Source organism: Dyella sp. AtDHG13 (genome assembly GCF_003201105.1).
Lineage (GTDB): Bacteria > Pseudomonadota > Gammaproteobacteria > Xanthomonadales > Rhodanobacteraceae > Dyella > Dyella jiangningensis_B.
The window spans coordinates 1-25,017 of record NZ_QICJ01000011.1; the positions used below are offsets into that span (position 1 = coordinate 1).

Annotated in this window: 18 protein-coding genes and 1 pseudogene; 5 read left to right on the forward strand and 14 right to left on the reverse strand. The window is 66.3% G+C overall.

Going from position 1 to position 25,017, the window contains the following annotated elements; genetic code table 11:
• Positions 1-441: pseudogene (locus BDW41_RS17205) on the reverse strand (type II secretion system protein GspE); the annotation flags it as partial.
• Positions 442-738: 297 nt separating this feature from the next.
• Here BDW41_RS17205 and BDW41_RS17210 point away from each other — a divergent pair.
• On the forward strand, positions 739-1,533 hold the full coding sequence (locus tag BDW41_RS17210; RefSeq protein ID WP_074550336.1) for a TatD family hydrolase: 795 nt from the start codon (positions 739-741) through the stop codon (positions 1,531-1,533).
• Between the two features lie 264 nt (positions 1,534-1,797).
• On the opposite strand, the gene BDW41_RS17215 is transcribed toward BDW41_RS17210, so the two are convergent.
• From BDW41_RS17215 to BDW41_RS17230, 4 genes are all read right to left on the reverse strand, one after another.
• A complete protein-coding gene (locus BDW41_RS17215) occupies positions 1,798-2,370 on the reverse strand; it encodes an OmpA family protein (protein WP_074550334.1) in 573 nt (190 codons plus the stop codon).
• A 138-nt stretch (positions 2,371-2,508) separates the two neighbouring features.
• The gene (locus BDW41_RS17220; protein WP_074550331.1) at positions 2,509-3,042 is read right to left on the reverse strand and encodes a pseudouridine synthase; all 534 of its coding nucleotides are present in this window, start codon (positions 3,040-3,042) and stop codon (positions 2,509-2,511) included.
• A gap of 36 nt (positions 3,043-3,078) precedes the next feature.
• Positions 3,079-3,972, reverse strand: a complete 894-nt coding sequence (locus tag BDW41_RS17225) for a class I SAM-dependent methyltransferase (protein ID WP_074550328.1) — start codon at positions 3,970-3,972, stop codon at positions 3,079-3,081.
• Between the two features lie 168 nt (positions 3,973-4,140).
• The gene (locus BDW41_RS17230) at positions 4,141-5,058 is read right to left on the reverse strand and encodes a LysR substrate-binding domain-containing protein (protein ID WP_074550326.1); all 918 of its coding nucleotides are present in this window, start codon (positions 5,056-5,058) and stop codon (positions 4,141-4,143) included.
• Between the two features lie 105 nt (positions 5,059-5,163).
• On the opposite strand from BDW41_RS17230, the gene BDW41_RS17235 reads away from it, so the two are divergent.
• Positions 5,164-5,355: a hypothetical protein gene (locus tag BDW41_RS17235; protein ID WP_074550324.1), complete on the forward strand. Its 192-nt coding sequence runs from the start codon at positions 5,164-5,166 to the stop codon at positions 5,353-5,355.
• 154 nt (positions 5,356-5,509) lie between these two features.
• Here the strand turns inward: BDW41_RS17235 and BDW41_RS17240 are convergent, their stop codons facing one another.
• The gene (locus BDW41_RS17240; RefSeq protein WP_074550321.1) at positions 5,510-7,741 is read right to left on the reverse strand and encodes a glycoside hydrolase family 3 C-terminal domain-containing protein; all 2,232 of its coding nucleotides are present in this window, start codon (positions 7,739-7,741) and stop codon (positions 5,510-5,512) included.
• Positions 7,742-7,862: 121 nt separating this feature from the next.
• Here BDW41_RS17240 and BDW41_RS17245 point away from each other — a divergent pair, with 121 nt between their 5' ends.
• Positions 7,863-8,807 (forward strand): aldo/keto reductase, encoded by a 945-nt coding sequence (locus BDW41_RS17245; RefSeq protein WP_074550319.1) that lies wholly within the window; start codon positions 7,863-7,865, stop codon positions 8,805-8,807.
• 245 nt (positions 8,808-9,052) lie between these two features.
• Entirely contained in the window at positions 9,053-9,283 is a 231-nt protein-coding gene (locus BDW41_RS17250) for a hypothetical protein (RefSeq protein ID WP_074550318.1), read from the forward strand.
• A gap of 67 nt (positions 9,284-9,350) precedes the next feature.
• Here BDW41_RS17250 and BDW41_RS17255 read toward each other — a convergent pair whose 3' ends face one another.
• The 7 genes from BDW41_RS17255 to BDW41_RS17285 all read right to left on the reverse strand — a co-directional run bounded on the left by BDW41_RS17255 (position 9,351) and on the right by BDW41_RS17285 (position 23,439).
• Positions 9,351-10,394 (reverse strand): TraB/GumN family protein, encoded by a 1,044-nt coding sequence (locus tag BDW41_RS17255; RefSeq protein ID WP_074550317.1) that lies wholly within the window; start codon positions 10,392-10,394, stop codon positions 9,351-9,353.
• A 226-nt stretch (positions 10,395-10,620) separates the two neighbouring features.
• Positions 10,621-11,844, reverse strand: coding sequence for a chromate efflux transporter (gene chrA / locus BDW41_RS17260; RefSeq protein ID WP_074550316.1), 1,224 nt, complete (start codon positions 11,842-11,844; stop codon positions 10,621-10,623).
• A gap of 250 nt (positions 11,845-12,094) precedes the next feature.
• Positions 12,095-14,323, reverse strand: coding sequence for an NADP-dependent isocitrate dehydrogenase (locus tag BDW41_RS17265; RefSeq protein ID WP_074550315.1), 2,229 nt, complete (start codon positions 14,321-14,323; stop codon positions 12,095-12,097).
• A 447-nt stretch (positions 14,324-14,770) separates the two neighbouring features.
• Positions 14,771-17,899, reverse strand: coding sequence for an efflux RND transporter permease subunit (locus BDW41_RS17270; protein ID WP_074550314.1), 3,129 nt, complete (start codon positions 17,897-17,899; stop codon positions 14,771-14,773).
• A gap of 267 nt (positions 17,900-18,166) precedes the next feature.
• A complete protein-coding gene (locus BDW41_RS17275) occupies positions 18,167-18,676 on the reverse strand; it encodes a Rossmann fold nucleotide-binding protein (RefSeq protein ID WP_233496917.1) in 510 nt (169 codons plus the stop codon).
• 117 nt (positions 18,677-18,793) lie between these two features.
• Entirely contained in the window at positions 18,794-22,030 is a 3,237-nt protein-coding gene (locus tag BDW41_RS17280; protein WP_074550309.1) for an efflux RND transporter permease subunit, read from the reverse strand.
• A gap of 140 nt (positions 22,031-22,170) precedes the next feature.
• Positions 22,171-23,439, reverse strand: coding sequence for an efflux RND transporter periplasmic adaptor subunit (locus BDW41_RS17285; protein WP_074550306.1), 1,269 nt, complete (start codon positions 23,437-23,439; stop codon positions 22,171-22,173).
• A 388-nt stretch (positions 23,440-23,827) separates the two neighbouring features.
• On the opposite strand from BDW41_RS17285, the gene BDW41_RS17290 reads away from it, so the two are divergent.
• Complete coding sequence (locus tag BDW41_RS17290) at positions 23,828-24,325, forward strand: c-type cytochrome (protein WP_199535367.1); 498 nt, start codon at positions 23,828-23,830, stop codon at positions 24,323-24,325.
• An 87-nt stretch (positions 24,326-24,412) separates the two neighbouring features.
• Here BDW41_RS17290 and BDW41_RS17295 read toward each other — a convergent pair whose 3' ends face one another.
• Positions 24,413-24,997 carry an ACP phosphodiesterase gene (locus BDW41_RS17295; RefSeq protein WP_074550304.1) on the reverse strand — a complete coding sequence of 195 codons (585 nt, stop codon included), beginning with the start codon at positions 24,995-24,997 and terminating at the stop codon, positions 24,413-24,415.
• Positions 24,998-25,017 lie beyond the last annotated feature (20 nt).

Here is a 25,017-nt window from a genome sequence, read left to right on the forward strand (position 1 = left end):
ACGCAAGCCAATGCGCATCGCCACCGGCCGCCCCGCCGCCAGCTGCATCGCCTGCAAGGGATACGGATCGGCCGGGTCCGACACCACCAGCGCCAACCCTTCCTCCCCCACCCGCACCGGCACCACGTGCTGCTGCTTCAGGAAACGCACCGACACATCCAACTCCGCCGGCGGCATGTCCGGCGCCTCGCGCGCCGACAACAAGGGCGTATCGAGCAACTCCGACCAGGCTTCCGCCAGGTCACGCTCCGACACCAGGCCCAGCCGCGCCATCAAGGCCGTCAGCGTGCCGTCGGGGGATTCCTCGTGCAGGCGGCGCGCGCGGGCGAGATCTGTGTCCTTCAGCCGCCCACGGGAGACCAGCAGCGCGCAGACCGCCGCCTCGCGGCCTTCCGTCGCCGCACCCTCCGCATTGGCCGCCGGCTTGGCAACTGCCGACATGCTTCACCCCGTTTCCTGATGGCTCGATCCCTTCGATGCCGCCCCCAACGACACCAAAGCCGCATTGTTAACACACCCGCCCGCGAATGCGCGAGCACGGTTTCTCACCTCGGTTCATTGGTTTCGGACACCGTTCGATGCGCAACGTTCCATGGCCACAGCGTAAAGGCGGTCCATGACGAGCCGCCTTGCCGGTACCCACGGCCCGTCCGCGACATCTTGCGCCGGAAACCGCCCGGCGCGTTTCCCAGCCCGGATATCTCTGAGACAATCAAGGTTTTAGGCCTTCCCCTCGCTATGCAGCTTGTCGACATCGGCGCCAACCTTACCCACGAGTCGTTTCGCCACGACTTCGATGCTGTGCTGCAGCGCGCGAAGGATCACGGGGTGGTGCAACTCATGGTCACCGGCGCGTCGAAGGATGGCAGCACGCATGCGCTGGCCCTGGCGCAGGCGCATCCGGGCCTGCTTTATGCGACCGCCGGCGTGCACCCGCACCATGCGATCGAGTACGACGACGCCACGGATGCCTTGCTGCGCGAGCTGGCTACGCATCCGGAGGTGCGCGCGGTGGGCGAGACGGGCCTGGACTACAACCGCAACTACTCGCCGCGCGATGTGCAGCTGGCCGTGTTCGAGAAGCAGCTGCAGATCGCGGTGGACGTGCAGAAGCCGCTGTTCCTGCACCAGCGCGATGCGCACCACGACTTCATCGCGCTGCTGCGCCGGTACCGCGACAAGGTGCCGGGTGCGGTGGTGCACTGCTTTACCGATACCGGCGAGGCGTTGCGCGACTATCTGGCGCTCGACTGCCATATCGGCTTCACCGGCTGGATCTGCGACGAGCGGCGCGGCACGCACCTGCGCGAGCTGGTGAAGGAGATCCCGGCCAACCGCCTGCTGATCGAGACGGACGCGCCCTACCTGCTGCCACGCACCGTGCGGCCGCAGCCGTCGCATCGCCGCAACGAGCCGATGTATCTGCGCCATATCTGCGACGAGATCGCACGTGATCGTGGTGAGTCGCCGCAGGAAACCGCAATGCACAGCACGGCGACGGCGCGGGCCTTTTTCGGCCTGCCTTCGGCCTGAGGGTCTGTTCAAATCTCGTACGAGTGCCGATATCCCTCACCGTCATTCCGGCGCAGGCCGGAATCCAGTGGCTTCATGGTGCGGTTTTCGCCGAAGAGCCAAATGCTTTGACGTCACGCGATAACCGGTTACTTCCGCTACTGGATTCCGGCCTGCGCCGGAATGACGGTGAGGGCATTGGACCCTGCCCGGAGATTTTGAACAGCCTTTAAAAGCAAAGGCCCCGCCGTGGCGGGGCCTTTGTCGTGGCGGCAGCTGCAGGCTTTACTGCAACGGCGCGTTGGTGATGACGATTTCCACGCGGCGGTTCTGCGCGCGGCCTTCCGGCGTGTCTTTGCTGGCCACCGGGTGGCGCTCGCCGTAGCCCTGGGCGGACATGATGCGGTCGGGCACGCCCTTCTTCGCCAGGTAACGGACCACTTCGTCGGCGCGGGCGGACGACAGCTCCACGTTGGACGGGAAGCGCGCCTTCAGCGCCTCGCCGATCGGCACGTTGTCGGTAAAGGCTTCCACGGCCACGCGCTGCTTGCTCAGCGTGGCCAGCGTGGGCGCGATCTTGTCCAGCGTCTTTTCGCCATTGGCGTTGAGCGTGTAGCCGCCTTCGGCGAACAGGATCTGGTCGACCACGGTGACCTTCAGCTCGCCCTTCAGCTGCTTGATGGTGGCGTCGTCCTTGCCGAGCTTGGCGGAGAGCTGCTTGTTGATCGCGGTGAGCTGGGCATCGTCGGCCTGGTACTGGTTGGCCTGCGCCACTTCCTTCTTGTACGTGCCTTCGGATACGCAGCCCACCGCGGCGGCCACCGCGCAGGCCAGCACGGCCATTCGTACGACTTTCATGTCTTGCTCCTTCGACGTGGTAACGAACATGCACGGGCAGCAGGGCGACGTGGCCCTGCTTTCCCTGTGTCCGCTTACCTTATCGGCAGGCCTGCGGTGGATGAGTCTGAAAAGCCTGGAATCAAGGCGTTTTCGGCATCAACCTACGACGCGCACGTCACCCGGTGCGAGGCCGTCGAGCGCATATGGCCCGATGCGCTCGCGAATGAGCCGCAGCGTGGGAAACCCGACCGAGGCCGTCATGCGGCGCACCTGCCGGTTGCGGCCTTCGCGCAAGGTGATGCGCAACCAGCTGGTGGGAATGAGCTTGCGAAAGCGCACGGGCGGGTCGCGTGGCCACAACCATTCCGGTTCGATCGCGTGCTCCGCCTGGGCGGGCAGTGTGGGCCCGTCGTTGAGCTGCACGCCGCGACGCAGCGTGTCGATGGCTTCGTCGGTGATCTGCCCATCCACCTGCACGAGGTAGGTCTTGGGTTCCTTGTGGCGCGGATCGGTGAGCTTGTGCGCCAGGCGGCCGTCGTCGGTCAGCAGGAGCAGGCCTTCGCTGTCGTGGTCCAGCCGGCCCGCGGGATAGACGTCCTTTTGCCGCACGTAGTGCGCCAGCGTGGGACGGCCGTCCGCATCGCTGAATTGGCAGAGCACGCCATACGGTTTGTTGAGCAGGATAAGCATGCAACGTGGGCCGCCACGGGCGGGCGGCCGCTCGACTCAGTGACGCGACGGCGTCGCGGACGCATCGGGTTTTACGAAGCGCAGCGTCATGCGATCCGATTCGCCGATGGCGAGGTATTTCTGGCGATCCTGGTCGCCCAGCGTCAAGGTGGGCGGAAGCGTCCACACGCCCTGCGGGTAATCCTTGGTGTCCTTGGGGTTCGCGTTGATCTCGCTGGAACCCTGCAGCTGGAAACCCGCATCGGTGGCGAGCTTGATCACCACGTTGGTGGGCAGGTAGCCGCTGTTCTTGACCGCCTCCAGGCTGGCGTTGTCGGCGGCGCGATGGTCTTCCACGCCCAGCACGCCACCGGGACGAAGCACGGCGAAGAAGGCTTTGAACATGGCCGGCGCGGTATTGGCTTCGACCCAGTTGTGCACGTTGCGGAAGGTCAGCACCATGTCGGCCGATCCTGGCGCGCCGAACGACGGCGCCTTGGGGTCGAACTCTTCCAATTGCGCCTTGCCGTAATGCGCGGGGTCGGCGGCGAACTTCGCCTTCAGCCCGTTGAGGTCGCGACTGGCCTCGCCATCGGCCGCAGGCTTGGGCGTGGCGGCGATGTAATGCCCGTTGTCGCGCAGCAGGGGCGCAAGGATTTCCGTATACCAGCCGCCGCCCGGGGTGATCTCGATCACGGTGAGGTCCGGACGGATACCGAAGAACTGCAAGGTGGCCTTGGGATGGCGATAGACGTCGCGCGCCTTGTGCTCGGGCGAGCGCCAGTCGCCGGCAATCATTTGGTCGAGCTGGGATGCGGTGAAGTCGGTGGCGCTGGTGGGCGGCACCAGGGCCGCCGGCTGGTCCTGCACCTGCGCGCTGGCCGGCGCGGATTGGCTGCTGCACGCCGCCAGCAGCACGGCCGCCAGCCCCAGGTACACACGGCTCTTCATCGAAAACCCCTAGCGAAAACCACGAAACGACGCGCAAAGCATAACGGGCGGAGCTTGCCGGCCACCATGTATACAAATGGTGGATGGCGAACGGCGTCTCTTGCCATCCGGCCTAGTGGAGCACGCGAAGCTGGAGAGGGTCTTTCGCGCGCCGACGCGTAGGCGCTGCTACGGCGAATCGTCGCCGTTGTGGCCGGTGGCATAGGACATGGCCTCGGCGTACTTGCCCGCCTCGCACAGCAGCCATTCGCGGAAGGTACGCAGGCCGGCGTGATCCTTCGCGTGCTCGGGATACACCAGGAAATACGACTCGGGAATCTGCTGGTAGCGATGGCCGAGCACCTTGAGCAGGCCGGCCTCGATCAGCGGCCGCGCCATCACCATGCGCCCCAGCGCCACGCCCATGCCTTCCAGCGCGGCACGCTGCAGGGCATCGGTGTTGTCGAAGTGTGCGACGTAGCGTAGCGGCAACTCGCCGCTGCCTTGCGCGAACCAGTCGCGCCAGCGGTCGCCGGGGTCGCCCAGCAGCGGCCAGCGCGCGAGGTCGCTGGGGTCCGCCTCGCCCATGCGTTCGAGCAAGGCGGGCGACGCCACCGGTGCGATCCATTCGCCGAACAGCCGCTCGGTGATCAGGCCGGGCCAAGGGCCACGGCCGTAACGCACGGCGGCGTCCACCGGATCGCGCTCGAAGTTGACCAGTTCCACGCTGGATTGCAGGTTGAGCTGCAACTCCGGATGCGCCGCCACCAGCCGCGCCAGGCGCGGCACCAGCCAACTGGACATCACGCCGGGGATCGCGCTCAACGTGAGCACGTCGTCACGGCGACAGCGGAAGCCGGCCATCGCGCGATCGATGCCTTCGAAATGGTGCCCCACCGCCTCCAACAGCCGCCGGCCTTCGTTGGTGAGCTGCACGCCGCGTGGGCCGCGCTCGAACAGCTTGCGCTCCAGCCGCTGTTCCAGCTGCCGCACCTGATGGCTGAGCGCACTGACGGTGAGATTGGCCTGCTCGGCGGCACGCGACAGGTTGCCCAGCCGGGCCACCTGGACGAACTGTTGGAGAAGATCCAGCGAGACGCGGGCCATCTTGAATATCTCTCAAGGCTGGCTTGCGAATATATCGCTTTTTCGCCACCCGTGATGGCTCTAAGTTGAGCGCAAGCTCAAACCAAGGCACAATGGGAGGATGTCATGAGCTCGCTCTTCACGAACCTGCTGTTCCTGCACGGCCACATCACGGACCCCGAGCTAGCCCGCCGGCTGGCCAATACACCTGAACCCACGTCCCGCCCCACGGGCAAGCGCGAGCGTACGCCGCGGCTGATGGAGGCTGTTCGCAAGAACGTGGCGCCGTCCAAGCTGGCGCATAGTGGATGCGGCTGATGAATGAAGACGCTGGCTTGGTTGGCCAGCATGTCCGATTCAAGCCTGCTTACGATCTCTCATGAACGCATGTTTCCCCTCACCGTCATCCCCGCGAAAGCGGGGATGACGGTGAGGGAACGGGCATTGCTCAGAAGATTTTGAACGGGCTCTGTTAAAGCCTCCCACCCGCAAGCTGCACGCTGACCGGCGTCCCGAGCGCTTCGGACGAAACCCCTTCCGCCACGCTGTACTGCCCGCCGCGTATCACCCATCCATGCTTGGCGACGTCGAAATCCGCCAGCAAACGCGGCTCCAGCGGAATGCTCAGCGTGCGGTGCTCGCCCGGCTTGAGGAACACCTTGGCATAGCCCGCCAGGCGCGATGCCTTGGCGCCGGGCACGCGCACGTAGACCTGGGCGACGTCCGCGCCGGCGCGTGAACCGGTGTTGGTGACCTCCACCGTGGCCTTCAGCTGGTAACCGTTGGCGTCGATCTTCAGCTCGCCGTGCTTGAACTGCGTGTACGAGAGGCCATAGCCGAACGGGAACATCGGCTTGATGTCTTTGGACTGATACCAGCGATAGCCCACGTTGGCGCCTTCGATGGTGTAGTCCACGGCGGTGGGCGGCGTGCCGCCGCCCGCGCCGGGAAGCTCCTTGCGCGGCAGCTGTGAGAGATCGGCCGGCCAGCTCACCGGCAGGCGGCCGGAGGGGTTCACCTTGCCCGAGAGCAGATTGGCGATGGCCTTGCCGCCGTCGCCGCCGGGGTACCAGGTTTCCAGCACGGCAGCGACCCGGTCGAGCCACGGCATGGCGATGGGGCCGCCGTTCTCCAGCACCACGATGGTGCGCGGATTGGCCTTGGCCACGGCATCGACCAGCGCGTCCTGGTTGTCCGGCAGCGAGAGGTCCGGCGAGTCCAGCGATTCGGTCTGCCACTTCTGCACGAACACCACGGCCACCTGCGACTTCGCCGCAAGCGCGGCGGCGGCCGCCACGTCGTTGCCCTCGGCGAACTGCACATTGGCCTTAGGCGCGGCATCGCGCAGCGCCTTGAGCGGTGAGTAAGGGTGATACATCACCGGGCCCGGCCACGTGGTGGGCGCGATGCCGGGCACGGCGTTGCCGCCCATCGCGGTGACCAGCGACGAACCGCCGCCGGCCAGCACGCCCTTGTCGGCATGCGCGCCGATCACGGCGATGGACTGCAGTTTGCTCACGTCCAGCGGCAAGGTGTCGTGCTCGTTGCGCAACAGCACGGCGCCCGACTCCAGCGTCTGGCGCGCCACCTTCAGGTTGGCCTGCGGATCGATCGGCGCCTTGCCCGCGGGATACTGGAACACGCCCGCCGCGAACATGCTGCGCAGGATGCGCTGCACCATGTCGTCGATGCGCGATTGCTTCACCTCGCCCTTGGCCAGCGCGGCGCGCAGCGGCGCGTCGAAATACAGTGCCTTGTCGAACACTTCGCCAGCCGATTCCTGATCGAGGCCCGCGTTCACCGCCTTGGCCGCGCTGTGCGCGCCGCCCCAGTCGGACATCACGAAGCCCGGGTATTTCCAGTCGCGCTTGAGCACCTGGTTCATCAGGTAATCGTTCTCGCACGCCCAGTCGCCGTTGACCTTGTTGTACGAGCACATCACCGAACCGGGCTTGCCGCGCTCGATGGCCAGCTCGAACGCAAGCAGGTCCGACTCGCGCATGGCCTGCTCGCCGATCTGCACGTTGATGCTGTCGCGCGCCGTCTCCTGGTCGTTCAAGGCGAAGTGCTTGATGGTGGAGATGACGTGCTGGTCCTGGATGCCCTTGATGGCTTCGCCGACGATGGTGCCGGCGAGCAGGGGATCTTCCCCCGCGTACTCGAAATTGCGCCCGTTGCGCGGTTCGCGCGTGAGGTTGATGCCGCCGGCCAGCAGCACGTTGAAACCCTTGCTGTGCGCTTCGCCGCCGATCATCGCGCCACCGCGGTAGGCCACCTGCGGATCCCAACTGGCCGCGGTCACCGGCCCAGCCGGCAACGGCGTGGCGTGGTCGCCCGGGCGCATGCGGTCGGAGCTGGCCACGCCCAGGCCCGCATCACTCTCCTCCAGCGCGGGAATGCCCAGGCGATCGATCGGAGGGACATAACCCGCGGAGGCCATCGCACCCTTGGGGAACGGCTTGTCGGCGGGGCGATCCGGGCCGGCGTAATAGCTGTGGATGAGCTGGAACTTCTCGTCCTGCGTGAGCTGCGCGAGCAGCAGTTTCGCGCGCGCATCGGGCGACAGCGTGGTGTCGTTCCACGGGCGGGCCGATGTCTGTGCCGATGCCATCCCTGCACCCGTGCACAAACCCATCACAATCACGCTCGTGAGAATCGCGCTGGTGAGAAACACGCGCCGCGGCGCCGCTGCCTTGCTCATCATCCTCATGCCTCCAGTGTCGGCGCGGCTACGCGTCGGCCTCACACAGGCGGCGCGTATACTCGCTCGGGTCCCCGAGTATGCACCAACCCCACCTCCCCTTCAGCGAATCCGGAGCACATCCATGCAACTGCGTCCCCTGGGCCGGTCTTCCCTTTCCGTCGCGCCGCTCGCCTTCGGCGGCAACGTCTTCGGCTGGAGCGTGGACGAGGAGCGCTCGTTCGAGCTGCTCGACGCCTTCGTCGACGCGGGCTTCAACCTGATCGACACGGCCGACGTGTATTCGGCGTGGGTGCCCGGCAATCGCGGCGGCGAATCGGAAACCATCATCGGCAAATGGCTCAAGCGCAGCGGCAAGCGCGACAAGGTGGTGATCGCCACCAAGGTGGCGAAGTGGGCCGAGCATCCTGGGCTGTCGCCGATGAACATCAACCAGGCCGTGGAAGGTTCGCTCAAGCGCCTGCAGACCGACTACATCGACCTCTACCAGTCGCACGAGGACGACGCCACCGTGCCGCTGCACGAGACGCTGGGCGCGTTCGGCAAGCTGATCGAGCAGGGCAAGGTGCGCGTGATCGGCGCCTCCAACTACGGCGCCGACCGGTTCGGCGAGGCGCTGAAGATCTCCGCCGAATATCACCTGCCCCGCTACGAAACCCTGCAGCCGGAATACAACCTGGTCAACCGCAAGGGCTACGAGAAGGAACTGGAGCCGCTGGTCATTGCCGAGAACGTCGGCGTGATCAACTACTACGCGCTCGCCAGCGGCTTCCTGAGCGGCAAGTACCGCACCGAAGCCGACTTCGCCAAGAGCGCCGCGCGCGGCGGCTCGGTGCGCAAATACCTCAACCCGCACGGCCTCGGCGTGCTCGCCGCGCTGGACAAGGTGGCCGCGGCGCACGGCGCGACGCCGGCGCAGGTGGCACTGGCGTGGTTGATCGCGCGCCCCAGCGTCACGGCGCCCATCGCCAGCGCCACCAGCGTTCCGCAGCTGCAGGAGCTGATCAAGGGCGTGGAGCTGCAACTGGGCAAGGATGAGATCGCCACGCTGGATCAGGCCAGCGCCTGAGTTAGGCAGGTCGATCCGTTGCGCTACGAAGGCGGCGGCGCAGACCTACAGAAATCCCGAAAGTCGTGCGCGCACACTGCAACGGCGCGCCAACCGCACGCTGGCGCGCAACAACGCCAGCTGCGTCGCGTGGTGGTTCATCACTGCCCGGAATAACCATCAGGTTCGGCGGATTTCCGTCAGCGCATGGGACTTCCGCGGGATGACGGCTGGCATAACACCCATCACTTAGAGAGGGACATGCCATGCAAAGGACCATCCTGTCGATTGCGTTTGCCGCCGTTTCGCTGCTCTGCGCCGGCGCATCGCTGGCCACCACCGCCCCGTACAACCTGGACGACCCGAACGGCACCGCGGCCACGTCGCCTGCCGTGCAGCACGAGGCCCATGGCCCGCTGTCGTGGTACATGTGCGTGGGGACGCTCAAGCTCTGCGGCCCGCGCCATATCCAATGCGGCAAATGCAATCACCGTTGATGGAAAGGCCCCGCAAGGGGCCTTTCTCTTTGGCGCGCATCTGCACCGGATGCGCTCGCCGGAACACTCAGGGTTGTGCGGAGCCGACGCCTTCCGCGTCACTGCCATCCGGCGCCTCTACCTGATATCCCTTTGCCTTCAGCTGCGCGATCAGGCCCTTCGGCGACAGCACGGCTTCCATCGGCAGCATGGCGAAGGTCTGCGTGTTGGTGGCGAGGGCCTTTTCGGCTTCGCTTATCCACATCGCCTCGGCCTTCTGCTTCACGTCGCTGAAGCCCAGTTGCCTGGCGAAGCCCGCTTCGGTGACGGCGGACAGGCAGGCTTCGCGCTGGTCGTTCATCGGCAGGCTGCGCAGCAGGTCGATGTCGCCGGTGGCCCAGGCGTTGGCGCGCTCGGTGATGCGGCCCATGTCGCGCTCCACCGTGTCCAGCGTGCGGCCGAAGCATTCGCGGTCGTCCATCGGCGAGGACTTGAAGGTCTTCACCGCGCTGCGCGGTTCCTCCACCAGCAGGGTGTAGCGGACGGTGTTGAAGTTGACGTTGTGCTTCTTGGCGAGGTCGCGCACGGTGTCCTTCACGCCGCCGGACGAGGTCAGGCCGTAGCGCTTGATGGCCTTGTCGTACAGCTCGACCGCCGCGAAGATCGGCCGCCAGCTTTCGATGCCGCGATCATTGCCGATGTATTGCTGCTTCAGCGTCAGCCAGCGCGCATAGTCCGGCGCCGGCACCATCTGCTGCAGGGTCTGCCCGTCCGGATTCTTGCGCGCGCCCACCAGCGAGGGCAGCAGGAACAGCTTGCCGAAGAAATTGGTCTTGGGCTTGAGCGCGATCGACGGCGGGCCCAGCACCTCCTGCGACGCGGCAATGGTCTGCTCCACTTCGTCGGTCTTCCACTGGATCTTGTCCGGCAACGGCGACAGCGTGCCGAGCACCCACATCACGTGGTCGCCCTTGCTGACTTTCCACAGCCCCGGCCCGGGCTGCACGCCGCTGACGCTGACTGCTTCCAGGTTGACGGCCGCCGACGTCGACGGCACCGCCGGCGCGGACTGTCCAAAAGCAGGTGCGCTTGCGACGACGGCAAGCAAAGCGGCGAACAGCGGTGAGCGCATGCGTGGCTCCAGAAAACGAAACGTTTGACGGGTGCATTATCCGACAGGGCCGTGACGCCTGCCCCGCGGCGGCGGTGCAGCATTCATCCGCGCCTTAGCCGCGTTGGAAATGACAGTTGTCGGCGCCAAAAGTTGATAGCCGACCCTGCCCGCCGGGTTGCGCGACATTCAGGCTATGGCCCAACGATCCAGCCACGGATGACCGCCCCACCTTGAGCGCCGCGCTTCAAAATCCCAGCCAGCGGCCCGCGCAACTGGCCGTGACACACCACGCCACGGCCACCCATGCGGGTTGCCTCGCCACGACCAGCATGACGAATCCGCAGGCGACGATCACGACATCCGCCATGGAGCCGATCGACACCGTCCACACCGGCCGATAAAGCGCGGCAGCCAACAGGCCAACCACCGCGGCGTTGATGGCCGCGACCACGCGCACCGCGCCCGCGCGCGTCGACAGGCGCTGCCAGAACGGCAGCACGCCGCCGAGCAGCAGAAAGCCCGGCAGGAAGATCGCCAGCAAGGCCACCAGCGAATCCAGCGCGCCGCCCTGCCCACCCGCCATGCGGCTGCCCAGATACGCCGCCAGCGAAAACATCGGCCCCGGCATCGCCTGCGCCGCGCCGTAGCCGGCGAGGAAACTGCCCTCATCGATCCAGCCTGGATCCACCAGCGCCTGCCGCAGCCACGGCAACACCACATGCCCGCCACCGAACACCAGGGCGCCCGCGCGATAGAACGCCGCGCCCGTCTGCACCCACAGGTCCCCGCGCGCGCCCAGCGTCAACGCCACAAACAGCAATACCGCGTAGATCAGCAACAGCACGATGCCTGTGCGATGTCCGTATCCCAGGACAAGCGTGCTGCCACGATTCGCCTCGACGCCACGGCAGAGCCATGGCCCCAGCGCGGCGGCCGCACCGATGACCAGCAACTGCATCCACGCCTGCGACTGCCACAGCAGGACGACACAGGCCGCGATGGCGAGCGCGCGCCGTGGCCAGTCAGGCGCCAGTGAACGCCACATGCCGAGCACGCCCTGCGCGATCACCACCACCGCCACCAGCTTCAGCCCGTGCAGCAGCGCCTGTCCCCAGACGCCGTGCAGGTAAGGCGCCCATCCGGCGAAGGCGAACATGAGCAAGGCGGATGGCAGGGTGAACCCCGCGAAGGCCGCCAGCGCACCACGCCAACCGGCGCGGTGCAGGCCAATGGCGAAACCCAGCTGGCTGCTCGCCGGTCCGGGCAGGAACTGGCACATCGCCAGCAGCTGGGTGAACTGCGCGTCTTCCAGCCAACGGCGTTGCTGGACGAAGGCACGGCGGAAATAGCCAAGGTGCGCGATGGGTCCGCCGAAGGAACGCAGCCCGAGCGAGAGGAAGGCGAGAAAGACCTCCGCCGCGTCTCCGGGTGACGATGTTGCGTTGTCGTTGGCGTGGGAAGGGGGCATGCGCGAGAGCCTAGCTCAAGGCTTTTGCGAATGGCTTAGTGTCTGTTCGAAATCACCGAACAGGGCCCAACTCCCTCACCGTCATTCCGGCTTTCGCCGGAATGACGGTGAGGGGTATGAACGTTCGCGCGAGATTTTGATGAGGCGCCCAGCGCCTCAATGACAAAGCAACAAGAAGCGCCGCGCCAAACGCCCTAACGAAAGAAGGCCGCTTGCGCGGCCTTCTCTCTGCAACATCACCGATCAACGCTTAACCCAGCAAAGCCAGCACGTCGTTGAAGGTCTTGCTCGGCCGCATGGCCTGGGTGATCAGGTCGACGTTCGCGTGGTAGTAGCCCTTGATGTCCACCGCCTTGCCCTGCGCGCCGTTGAGTTCGCCCACGATCTTGGCTTCGTTCTCGGTGAGCGCCTTGGCAATGGGTTCGAACTTCGCCTTGAGCTTGGCGTCGTCGTTCTGCGCGGCCAGCGCCTGGGCCCAGTACATGGCGAGATAGAAGTGGCTGCCGCGGTTGTCCAGTTCGCCCACCTTGCGGGCCGGCGACTTGTTGTTGTCGAGGATCTTGCCGTTCGCCTCGTCCAGCGTCTTGGCCAGCACGCGAGCGTCGGCGTTGTCGTAGCGGTTGGCGAGGTGTTCCAGCGACGCGGCGATGGCGAGGAACTCGCCCAGCGAATCCCAGCGCAGGTAGTCCTCTTCCAGGAACTGCTGCACGTGCTTGGGCGCCGAACCGCCCGCGCCGGTTTCGAACAGGCCACCGCCGGCCATCAGCGGCACGATGGAGAGCATCTTGGCGCTGGTGCCCAGCTCCATGATCGGGAACAGGTCGGTGAGGTAGTCGCGCAGCACGTTGCCGGTCACCGAAATGGTGTCCTGGCCCTTGCGGATACGCTCCAGCGAGAACTTGGTGGCCTCCACCGGCGAGAGCACGCGGATATCCAGGCCCGACAGATCGTGGTCCTTGAGGTAACGCTCGACCTTCTTGATCACCTGCGCGTCGTGCGCGCGGTTGGCATCGAGCCAGAACACGGCCGGCGTGTTGGACAGGCGCGCGCGCGTGACGGCGAGCTTCACCCAGTCCTGGATCGGCGCGTCCTTGGTCTGGCACATGCGCCAGATGTCGCCAGCTTCCACCGGCTGCTCCAGCAGCACCTTGCCGGATTCGTCGATGACCTTGACCACGCCGTCGCCGGCGATCTGGAAGGTCTTGTCGTGCGAGCCGTATTCCTCGGCGGCCTGCGCCATCAGGCCCACGTTGGGCACGCTGCCCATGGTGGCCGGGTCGAACGCGCCGTGCGCCTTGCAGTCCTCGATCACGGCCTGGTACACGCCGGCATAGCTGCGATCGGGGATCACCGCCTTGGTGTCCTCGAGCTTGCCTTCGGTGTTCCACATCTTACCGGAGTCGCGGATCATCGCCGGCATCGATGCATCGATGATCACGTCGCTGGGCACGTGCAGGTTGGTGATGCCCTTGTCGGAATTGACCATGGCCAGCGCCGGACGCTTGGCGTACTCGGCGGCGATGTCGGCGAGGATCTCATCCTGCTTGGCCTGCGGCAGCTGGCCCAGGCGCGCATACAGGTCGCCGATGCCGTTGTTCGGCTCGAAGCCCACACCCTTGAGCGTGTTGGCGTGCTTGGCCAGCACGTCCTTGTAGAACTCGTTGACGACGAAGCCGAACATGATGGGGTCGGAGACCTTCATCATGGTGGCCTTCAGGTGCAGCGAGAACAGGATGCCCTGGCTCTTCGCCTCGGCGATCTGCGCGTCGATGAAGCTCGTCAGCGCCTTCTTGCTCATCACGGCGGCGTCGATGATCTCGCCGTCCTTCAGCGCGGTCTTTTCCTTGAGCACCTTGCGGGTGCCGTCCTTGCCGAACCACTCGATCTTCACCGTGGTGGCCTTGTCGACCACGGTGGACTTCTCGCTGCCGTAGAAGTCGCCGCCGTCCATGTGGGCTACGTGCGTCTTCGAATCCTTGGACCACGCGCCCATCTTGTGCGGGTGCTTGCGCGCGTAGTTCTTCACCGAGAGCGGCGCGCGGCGGTCGGAGTTGCCTTCGCGCAGCACGGGATTCACCGCGCTGCCCTTGACCTTGTCATAGCGCGCCTTGACGTTCCACTCGCTGACGTCCTTCGGATCTTCCGGGTAGTCCGGCAGCGGATAACCCTGCGACTGCAGTTCCTTGATCGCGCTCTTGAGCTGCGGCATCGAGGCACTGATGTTGGGAAGCTTGATGATGTTGGCGTCCGGCGTGGTCGCCAGCTGGCCGAGTTCGGCAAGGTCGTCGGCGATCTTCTGGTTGTCCGGCAGGATGTCCGGGAACTGGGCGATGATGCGGCCGGCCAGCGAGATATCGCGCGTCTCGACGGCGATGCCGGCGGTGCCGGTGAAGGCCTTGATGATGGGCAGCAGCGAATGGGTGGCGAGGTACGGCGCTTCGTCCGTGAGCGTGTAGATGATCTTCGGCGTGTTCGACATTGTCTGCTATGACCTCGCTGGCTGCGGCATTACCAAGGGGACGATGCGACGCGCGGACAGGGCCAAGCGCGGGCGCACCAAACGTCCGGAGCCGACCGACATGGGGACGAAACGGGCGGACGAAAGCCCCTCATTGTCACGATTTCGGCGCGGACGCGAAAGCGCGGGGGCCGACAATGCGCAAGGGTATGGTTCGGCAGGATTTTTTTGGCGCCGGACCTGGACAAGCGTCGCGCTAAACCAGCGTCCAGCTCTTGCTCGTCATTCCCGCGAAGGCGGGAATCCAGCGCCTTCAGGTTTTTGAGTTCGCCTCAGCGGTCGAAAAGCAAAGGCACTGGATGACTCGCTTCGCTCGCCCCTATGGGGCCGCCCTGCGGGCGTTCTTCGCGCTACGCGCTCGTCCCGCCTTCGCGGGAATGACGGCCAATTTTGATGCGCCCGACGCGCTCAAACATTCTCCCCTGCCGGCAGTCGGCGCGGCTGCCGGAACCGCCCGCGCCAGGCGGCGAAGCGATCGGCCAGGCAGGAGAAGATCACGTAGAGCGCGGGTGTGCTGAGCAGGGTCAGGCTCTGCGAGATCAGCAGGCCGCCGATCAGGGCGATGCCCAGCGGGCGGCGCAGGTCGGAGCCTTCGCCCAGGCCGATGGCGATGGGCACGGCGGCGAGGATCGCCACCATCGTGGTCATCATGATCGGGCGGAAGCGCACCATGCTCGCCTCGTAGGCCGCATCGGCCGCGCTCAAGCCATGCTCGCGGCGCGACACCAGCGCAAAGTCGATCATCATGATCGCGTTCTTCTTGACGATGCCGATCAGCAGCACGAGCGCGATCTGCGCGATCACCGACAGCTCCGTGCCCGTGATCCACAACGCCATCAGCGCACCGACGCCGGCGGCCGGCAAGGTGGAGAGGATCGTCACCGGATGGATCAGGCTCTCATACAGCATGCCCAGCACGATGTAGACCACCACCACGGCGCCGAGCAGCAGCCACAGCATGCCGCTCTGCGATTGCTGGAAACGCCGGAAGTCGCCGCCGATATTGATGCGGATGTCGCCCGGCAGGCGCATCTGCGAACCGGTCTGCTGGATGATCTGCAACGCCTCGCCCATGCTCACGCCGGGCGCAAGGTTGAAGCTCATGCTCATCACGGTGTACTGGTTTTCGTGCGAGATCTGCGTGGGCGCGAGTCCCGGCTCCTGATGGGCGAAGGCGGCGAGCGGCACCATCTTGCCGCTGCTGCTGGCCACGTAGACCTGGTCGATGGCCGCGGGTGTCGCCGTCTGGTTGGGCAGCGCGTTCACCACCACCTTGTACTGGTTGAGGTCGGAATAGATGGTGCTGATCTGGCGCTGGCCGAAGGCGTTGTACAACGCGCCGTCGATGGTGCCGATACCCACGTTGAGGCGCGCGGCCTTGTCGCGGTCGATCACGATGTTCTGCTGCAGGCCGGCGTCGTCGACGTCGCTGCCCACGTCCTTGAGCTTGGGGTTCTTCTTCAGCTCGGCGACCAATTTGGGCAGCCAGCGAGTGAGCTCGTCGGGGTCGTCGCCCTGCAGCGACACCTGGTACTGCGCGCCCTGGCTGGTGCCGCCGCCACCGCCGAAGCTGGGCAGGTCCTGGATGGGGCGCAGGCGCACGTTGAGGTCGGGATAGCGCGCGGCCTTGGCGCTCAATCGCGCGAGCACGGCGAAGGTGTCGTCCTTGCGGCCCTGCGCGTGCGTCTTCAACTCGATGTCGAACGTGCCCGCCGCACCCTGGCGGCTGCTGCCCAGGCGCGAACCGACACGCGCGACGTCGTGGTCTTTCAGCAGCATGTCGATCAGGCGCTGCTGGCGAGCCACCGCATCCTGGAATGACACCGTCGCACCCGAGGTCGCGCGGCCACGGATCAGGCCCGTGTCCTGCGCCGGGAACAGGCCGGCCTTGACCTGACCGAACAGGAAGATGGTGATGGCGATCAGCACCAGCGGCGTCAGCGAGAACGCCAGGGCGTGCTTGAGCGAGAACTTCAGGCATCGCGAATACACGCCCAGCATGCCGGCCTGGAAGGCCTCCAGCGCCTTGCCGATGCGCGTGGTCGGCTTGTCCTGCTCGTGGCTGCTCAGGAACTGGCCGCACAGCGAGGTGGTGAGCGTCAGCGACACTAGCGCCGAGACGATGATGGCCGCCACCAGCGTGATGGTGAATTCCTTGAAGAACAGGCCGGTGATGCCGCTCATGAAAAGCAGCGGGATGAACACGGCCACCAGTGAGGCGGTGATCGACACGATGGTGAAGCCGATTTCCTTCGCGCCGGCCAGCGCCGCCTCCATGCGCGTCATGCCCTGGTCGATGTGGCGCACGACGTTCTCGATCACCACGATGGCGTCGTCGACCACGAAGCCGATGGCGATCACGAGCGCCAGCAGGGTGAGGTTGTTGAGCGTGAAGCCGAGGATGTACATCACCATCGCCGCGCCGGCCAGCGACAGCGGCACCGCCGCGGTGGCGATCAACGTGGGCGCGAGGCGGCGCAGGAACAGCGCCATGGTGAGCATCACCATCGCCAGGCTGATCAGCAAGGTGGCCTGCACTTCGTGCAGCGAGGCGCGAATGGTCGGCGTGCCGTCGAAGTACGGCGTGAGCGTGGTGCCGGGCTGCAGGTAGGCGCGCAGCAGGGGCACGGCGGCCTTCACGCGATCCACCGTGCCGATGATGTTGGCGTTGGATTGCCGGTACACGTACATCAGCACGGCCGGCTTGCCCTGGAACCAGGCGCGCTGGTAGGCGTCCTGCGTGCCGTCGTAGACCTTGGCCACATCCGACAGGCGCACCGGCACGCCCGCGTGCGAGGCGATCACCAGGTTCGCGAAGTCGTCGGCGTTGTGCAGCGAGTCGTTCGCCGTCACCGCCATGGTGGTCTTGCCGTCGGACAGGAAGCCCTGCGGCGAGGTGACGTTGGCGGCGGTGAGCGCATTGCGCAGCTGGTCGGGCGACAGGCCCAGCGCGCTGAGCTGGCGCAGGTTCACGTCCACGCGGATGGCCGGCGTCGCCGCGCCGAGGATGTCCACCTCCGACACGCCATCGAGCTGGCGCAGGCGCTGCGCGAGCAGGGAGTCGGCCACGTCGTAGAGCTCGCGCGCCGACTGCGTTTCGGAGGTCAATGCGAACGCGATGATCGGGTCGTCGTTGGGATTGGCCTTCTGGTAGCTCGGCGGCGCGTTCAGGCCGCTGGGCAGGTCCGACTGCGCGGCGTTGATGGCGGCCTGCACGTCGCGCGCGGCGGAGTCGAGGTTGCGTCCCGCCTCGAACATCAGGAACACCTGCGTGCTGCCCAGCGAACTGGACGAACGCATGGTGTCGATGCCTGGCACCTGGCCCAGGTGCCGCTCCAGCGGCGCGGCGACGGTGGAGGCCATGGTGCTCGCGCTCGCGCCGGCCTGGCTGGCCTGCACGAAGATCACCGGGAACTGCATGTTCGGCAACGCCGCCACGCCCAGCAGCGCATAGCAGATCAGGCCCACCGCGAAGACGCCCATGGCAAGCAGCGAGGTGCCGATCGGGCGGCGGATGAAGGGGCCGGAAATGTTCATGCCGTCAGGAAACCAGGAACGACGCGCCAGGCGCGAAGGTGTTCAGAGAGCCGCACACCATCTCAGGGCGCACGTACGAAGTGTCGTATATACCGCACATTGGTGGCTGAACGCATGACGGCGGATTTGGTTGATTCGTTCGGTCGTTCCCGTCAATGCGGAACAAGCCTCACCGACATTCCGGCGGAAGCGGGAATGTCGGTGAGGCTATGAGCGTGGACGGTATAGGCAGTGCCCTTAGACGTCCCTTAGTTGTTTCTTAGACGTCTAAATCCGCACCAAGCCCAGCGATGTCAGCTGCGATTGCAGCGTATCGACGGAATGCCAGGGCAGGATCGGCGAATTGGCGCGTTCGTCGGGCGGGTTCTGCAGCAGTCCGTCGGACCAGCCGCCGCAGCCGGTCAACGGCAGCAGCGGGCGATGATGGAGCCACGCCAGGCACACTTCCGAAATGGTGCCCGCGCGGCCGCCGATCACCAGGCAGGCATCGCCGGCCAGCGCCATCAACAGGTTGCGCGCATCGCCCATGCCGCAGGGAATCACCACGGTCGCCGGCCAATCCACCGCCGGCATGGTGCCGCTGGGGATGATGCTGACCACCAGGCCGCCGGCATCCACCGCGCTCTGCGCCGCATGGCGCGTGGCGGGGCTGCCGCAGCCGCTCACCAGGGTGATGCCCGCCCGCGCCAGCAGCGCGCCGGCCTGCCCGGCCAGCTCGTAGGCCTTCGAGCCCGGCTCGGCGCTGCCGAGCACGCATACCTGGGGTTTCCTCGCCATGTCCATGTCGCTCCCTTGCCTTTCAGGCGTCGATAAAAACGCGAGGGGCGCGCCGTGACGGCCGCGCCCCTCGCATGGTCCAGCCACCGCCCCTGCGCATGCCGGGCCGGTACGTTCTCACACCGCGCCGCGCGTCTGCGCACGCTCCAGCGCGCGGCGTTCGCGACGCTCGCGCAGCCAGTCGGAGAAACGCTCCATGTACAGGTAGATCACCGGCGTGGTGTACAGCGTGACCAGCTGCGAGAGCAGCAGGCCGCCGACGATGGACACGCCCAGCGGACGCCGCAGCTCCGCGCCGATGCCGTTGCCCAGCGCCAGCGGCAGCGCGCCGAGCATGGCGGCGGCGGTGGTCATCATGATCGGGCGGAAGCGCAGCAGGCACGCGCGGCGGATCGCCTCGTGCGGCTTCATGCCCTCGCGCTGCGCCTCGATGGCGAAGTCGATCATCATGATCGCGTTCTTCTTCACGATGCCGATCAGGAGCACGATGCCCACGATGCCGTCCACCGACAGGCTCATGCCGCACAGGATCAGCGCCAGCAAGGCGCCCACGCCCGCGGGCGGCAGCGTGGAGATGATGGTCAGCGGGTGGATGTAGCTCTCGTACAGCACGCCCAGCACGATGTAGATCACCACGATGGACGCGACCAGCAGCAGCACTTCGTTGGTCAGCGAGGTGGAGAACTCCGCCGCCTTGCCGATGAACTGGCCACGCACCTGCGGCGGGAAGTTGAGCTGCTGCTCGACGCCGTGGATGGCCTTCACCGCTTCGGACAACGAGTAGCCCGGCGCGAGATTGAACGAAATGGTCACCGCCGGCAGCTGCTGCTGGTGGCTCACCACCAGCGGCGCGGTGGTCACTTCCGCCGTCGCCAGCGAGGCCAGCGGAATGGTGCCGCCCGCGCCGATGATCACGCCGGTGTTGGCCACGCCCAGGCCCGTGCTGGTGGACGAGTTGCTCGACGCCACCTGGCCGAAGCTGGTGGCATTGCTGCCGGTCAGCGCGCCGCTGCCGTTGCTCTTCACCGTGAGCTGGTTGAGCAGCGCGGTGCTGGTGCGGAACTGCGGGGCCACTTCCAGCACCACGCGGTACTGGTTGAGCTGGGTGAAGATGGTGGAGATCTGGCGCTGGCCGAACGAGTCGTACAGCGTGTCGTCGATGGTCTGCACCGGCACGCCGAGGCGGCTGGCCTTTTCGCGGTCGATGGTGAGCTTGAGCGAGGTGCCCTGGTCGGCGAGATTGTTGTCCACGTCGGCCAGTTCGGGCAGCTGGCGCAGTGCCTGCGTCATCTTGGTGGCATAGCCGGAGAGCTCCGTCGCGTTCACGTCGGACATCGAGTACTGGTACTCGGTGGCCGACACGCGGCTGTCCAGCGTCACGTCCTGCACGGGTTTCAGGTACAGCGCCACGCCCGGAATGCCGGCCGCTTCCTTCTGCAGGCGCGCCACCACGTCGTCCAGGCCGTCTCGGTCGCCGCGGTCCTTCAGCACGATGCTGAGCTGGCCCTGGTTGAGCGTGGGATTGATCGAGCCGGCGCCGATGAAGGCGGCCACGCCGGTCACGGCCTTGTCGCGGCGTAGCGCCTCGGCCACGGCCTTGGTGCGCTGCTCCATCTGCGGGAAGGCGACGTTCTGGTCGGCCTGCACCACGCCGGTGATCAGGCCCGTGTCCTGCTCGGGCAGCAGGCCCTTGGGGATCACGATGTAGAGGAACACGGTGAGCACGACGGTGGCGCCCGCGATCAGCATGGTCAGGCGCTGATGGCCGAGCACCCAGTCCAGCGAGCCTTCGTACACGTTGACCAGGCGCGACCACCAGGTCTTCTTGCCGGCGGCGGCGTGGCGCTCGTGCGCGTCATCGCCTTCGGGGAGCGCGTCCGGGCGCAGCAGGTAGGCGCACATCATCGGCGTCAGCGTCAGCGACACCAGCATGGAGATGGCCACCGCGATGGTGAGCACCCAGGCGAATTCATGGAACAGGCGGCCGGTGACGCCGGGCATCAGCAGCAGCGGCAGGAACACGGCGATCAGCGACACCGTCAGCGACAGCACGGTGAAGCCGATTTCCTTGGCGCCGATCTCGGCCGCTTCCTTGCCCTCCTTGCCCTGCTCGATGTAGCGCACGATGTTCTCGATCATCACGATCGCATCGTCCACCACGAAGCCGGTGGCCACGGTCAGCGCCATCAGCGAGAGGTTGTCCAGCGACATGCCGGTGAAGGCCATCACGCCGAAGGTGCCCATCAGCGACAGCGGCACCGCCACCGACGGAATCACCGTAGCCCACAGGCGCCGCAGGAACACGAAAATCACCGCCACCACCAGGCAGATGGTGAGGATCAGGGTGAACTGCACGTCCTCCACCGAGGCGCGGATGGTGATGGTGCGGTCGGCGAACACGTCCAGATGGACGTCCGCCGGCAGCACGGCCTGCAGCTGCGGCAGGATGTTGCGGATCTGCTGCACCGTCTGCACGATGTTCGCGCCCGGCTGGCGACGGATGTCGAGCAGCACGGCCGGCTTGCCGTTGGCCCATGCGGCGAGCTGGTCGTTCTCCACGCCGTCGACCACGCTGGCCACGTCGGACAGGCGCACCGGCGCGTTGTTCTTGTACGCGATGATGGTGTTCTTGTATTCGGCCGCGTCGGCCAGCTGGTCGTTGGTGCCGATGCTGTAGGACTGCGTGGCGCCGTTGAGCGTGCCCTTGGGCGCGTTGACGTTGGCCTCGGTGAGCGCGCTGCGCACGTCTTCCATGGTCAGGCCAAGGTTGGCCAGCTGCGAGGGATTGACCTGCACGCGCACGGCCGGGCGCACGTTGCCGGCAATGGAGACGAGACCCACGCCCTGCACCTGCGAGAGCTTCTGCGCGAGGATGGAGTCCGCGTAGTTGTTCACGTCGCGCAGCGGCAGGCTGTCGGAGGTGAGCTTGAGCGTCATGATCGGCGCGTCGGCCGGATTCACGCGGTTGTACACCGGCGGATACGGCAGCGTGCTGGGCAGCGTGCCACGCGCCTGGTTGATCGCCGCCTGCACGTCCTGCGCGGCGATGTCGATGTCGCGGTCCATCGCGAACTGCAGCACGATGGTCGACAGGCCCGCCGACGAGTCGGAGGTCATCATCGACAGGCCGGAGATCTGGCCGAAGTTGCGCTCCAGCGGCGTGGTGACCAGCGACGCCATGGTGGAGGCGCTGGCGCCCGGATACTGCGTGGTCACGACCAGGCTGGGCGCGTCGATCTCGGGGAGCGCCGACACCGGCAGCTCGCGGTAGCCGAGGATGCCGAGCAGCAGCACCGCCACCATCAGCAGCGAAGTGGCGATCGGTCGTCGGATGAAGAGTGTGGAGAAGCCCATAGGTTTGCCGTCAATAAGTGGCTGTCAGCTTGCTCGCGCAATGCGTTGTCGGGGTGGCGGCGACGGCACGCGGCGCGTCCTTGCCCTGCCACCGGCGACGCAAGCCCCTGGCCTGCGCCGCCCTGTTGCCATGCGTCCGCTCAGCCGCCGCGGCGACCGCCGCCGCCCTGCTTGGCATTCTTCTTGGCCTTGTCCATCTCGGCCGGGGTCGGCGCCGCCGGCACTTCGCCCGGCTTGAGCGCCTTGACCTTGCTGCCCGGCTTGAGGCGGAACTGGCCCTCCGTCACCACCTGATCGTTGAGCGCCAGGCCCGAGGCGATCATCACGTGGCTGTCGCCCACTTCGTTGGCCACCTTCACCGGCTGCATCTTGACCGTCTGGTCCTGCTGCAGCAGGTACACGTAGTCGCCGTCCGGACCGCGCTGCACCGCCTGCGCCGGGATCACCAGGCCGCCGGCCACCGTGCGAACCTTCAGGCGCACATTGACGAACTGGCCCGGCCACAGGTCGCCCTTGGCGTTCTGGAACACCGAGCGCAGCTTGAACGTGCCGGTGGTGGTGTCGATCTGGTTGTCCACCACGTTGAGCTGGCCGTCGTCGGCGATGGTGTGCGCATCGGCGCGATCCAGCGCCAGCACTTCCAGCGGATCGCCGCCGCCCGAGGCCGAGCGCACCGCTTCCAGGTTCTGCTCGGGCAGGTTGAACATCACGTAGATCGGGTGGATCTGGGTCAGCGTGACCACGTTGGTGGTGGTGACCACCACGTTGCCCGGATCGACCTGGCGGATGCCGGCCACGCCGTCGATGGGCGAGACGATGCGGGTGTAGTCCAGGTTGACCTTGGCCGCGCGCACCGCCGCCTTGTCGGCCGCCACGCTGGCGGCGAGGTTGGCCACGTTGTTGCGGTAGGTGTCCATGTCCAGCTGGGCCACGTAGCCCTTGGCCACCAGCGCGTCGTTGCGCTTGAGCGTGCTCTGCGCGGTGGCGAGCTGCGCCTCGTCCATCTGCTGCTTGCCCACGGCCTGGTCATAGGCGGCCTGGAACGGGCGCGGGTCGATCTGCGCCAGCAGGTCGCCCTTCTTCACTTCCTGGCCTTCCTTGAAATTGATGCTGAGCATCTGGCCGCTGATCTGCGGATTCACCGTGACGGTGTTGAGCGCCTGCACGGTGCCCAGCGCCGTGAGGTAGACCGGCACGTCCTGCTTGACCACCGGCTCCACCGTCACCGGCACCGGTGCGGCGTCCTTGTCCTGGGCCGAGGCATCGCCCTGTCCCTGACCCTTGTGCTGGCCGCGGTGCTCGCCCTGCGCGCCTTCCTCGGCGGCGGGCTTGTGCAGCAAACGGAAGCCCACGGCCCCCACCACGATCACAGCCACGACGATCAGCGCGATCTTCCAAAAACGCGACATGAAAAACTCCCAGAAAGAAAGACAGGCCACCCGACCCCACCGGTGCGCTCCGCGCGCCTGACCTATGTGTCGAGTGAAAGCATAGGGTCAGATCAACGGGAATAGACAATGCCAGTTGACATGGGTGCCCTATGACCGATGGCAGGGTTTTGCCAGCTTATCGCGTCAAAATAAAGAAACTTGCATGAAATCAGAGCCGCCTTAGGCAGGGCTTGCCCGCGACACAGCGCCGCTGCACCCGACTGAAACTTGCCGCGGCCTTCGTCTATACTCGGCCAATTGCTGTCTGAACCAAAGCTAATCCGGCCCACCGGGCTGTCCTTTGATCTGTCCATTGAATTGGAGTCATTGCGTGAGCGGTTCCCTGACCAAATCCGACCAGAGCTTCATGCGCAGCTTTTCCCTGCTGATCGCGGGCCTGTCTGTACTGACTCTGGTGCTGATCGGCGGCGCCTGGTTGATCTACGACCATGAGCCGAAGGAAGTGAACCCGCAGACCGCCGCGCAGACCGAGGCGCGCATCGCGCCCGCCGGCGCCGTCTACGCCGGCGACACCGGCCGCGCCGCCATGCAGGCCGCGCAGGAAGCCGCCGCCAAGGCCGCCGCCTCGCAGGTGGCCTACGGGGGCACCACCGACGGCAAGACCATCTACGACAACCTGTGCCACAGCTGCCACACCGCCGGCGTGGCCGGCGCGCCGAAGCTGGGCGACAAGTCCAACTGGGGTCCGCGCATCGCCCAGGGCATCGACACCCTGATCAAGCACGCGACGGACGGCTACAAGGGCCCGGACGGCAACATGATGCCGGCCAAGGGCGGCAACCCGGCGCTGACGGACGACCAGGTGAAGGCCGCGGTGCACTGGATCGTGGATCAGGCGAAGTAATGGCCTGAGGGTTCAGGTTTCCGAAAACGCCGCCTTCGGGCGGCGTTTTCTTTGGGGCCATCCCCCATGCCTGCGCGAAGACTCCCGTCAGTTCGCCTCGATCCACTGCGCCGCGAACTGCCTCAACTGCGGAAAGAACGCCTCGAACGCCGCCTGCAGCGGCCGGTCCAGCCCCACCAGCACCGGCAATGCCTCCGCCACGGGGTTGGCGCGCCGCAGCCGATGGGAGATGCCATCGAACGCCGCGCCCATTTCCTCCGGCCGCGCATAGCCCGCCGGCAGCGCGTGCGCTTCCATGTAATGGCGAAAACGCAGCAGGCCCGGCGGCAACAGCGATTCATGGCGGTAAAGCAGTTCGCGCACGCCGGCCGAATACGCATCCAGCGGATGATCGCTCCAGCGCGGGAAATCGCGCGCGAGCAGATGGTCGAACCACATGTCGAGCAGAATGCCGCCATAGCGGCGGTACGGCACCGGCAACAGCGCGCGCGCCTCGACCACCACGGGATGGCTGTCGGTATACACGTCGATCGCGCGATGCAGGCGGATGCCGGCGATCACTCTGGCCGGCAAGGCCGCATCTGGCGTGCCGTGGACAAAATCGCCCATCAGCCCGCCCAGCCGCAGGAACTCGTCGTCGCCCGCCAGCAGCGTGTGCGCCAGATGGTTCATCGCCGTTCGCCCGAACGCCG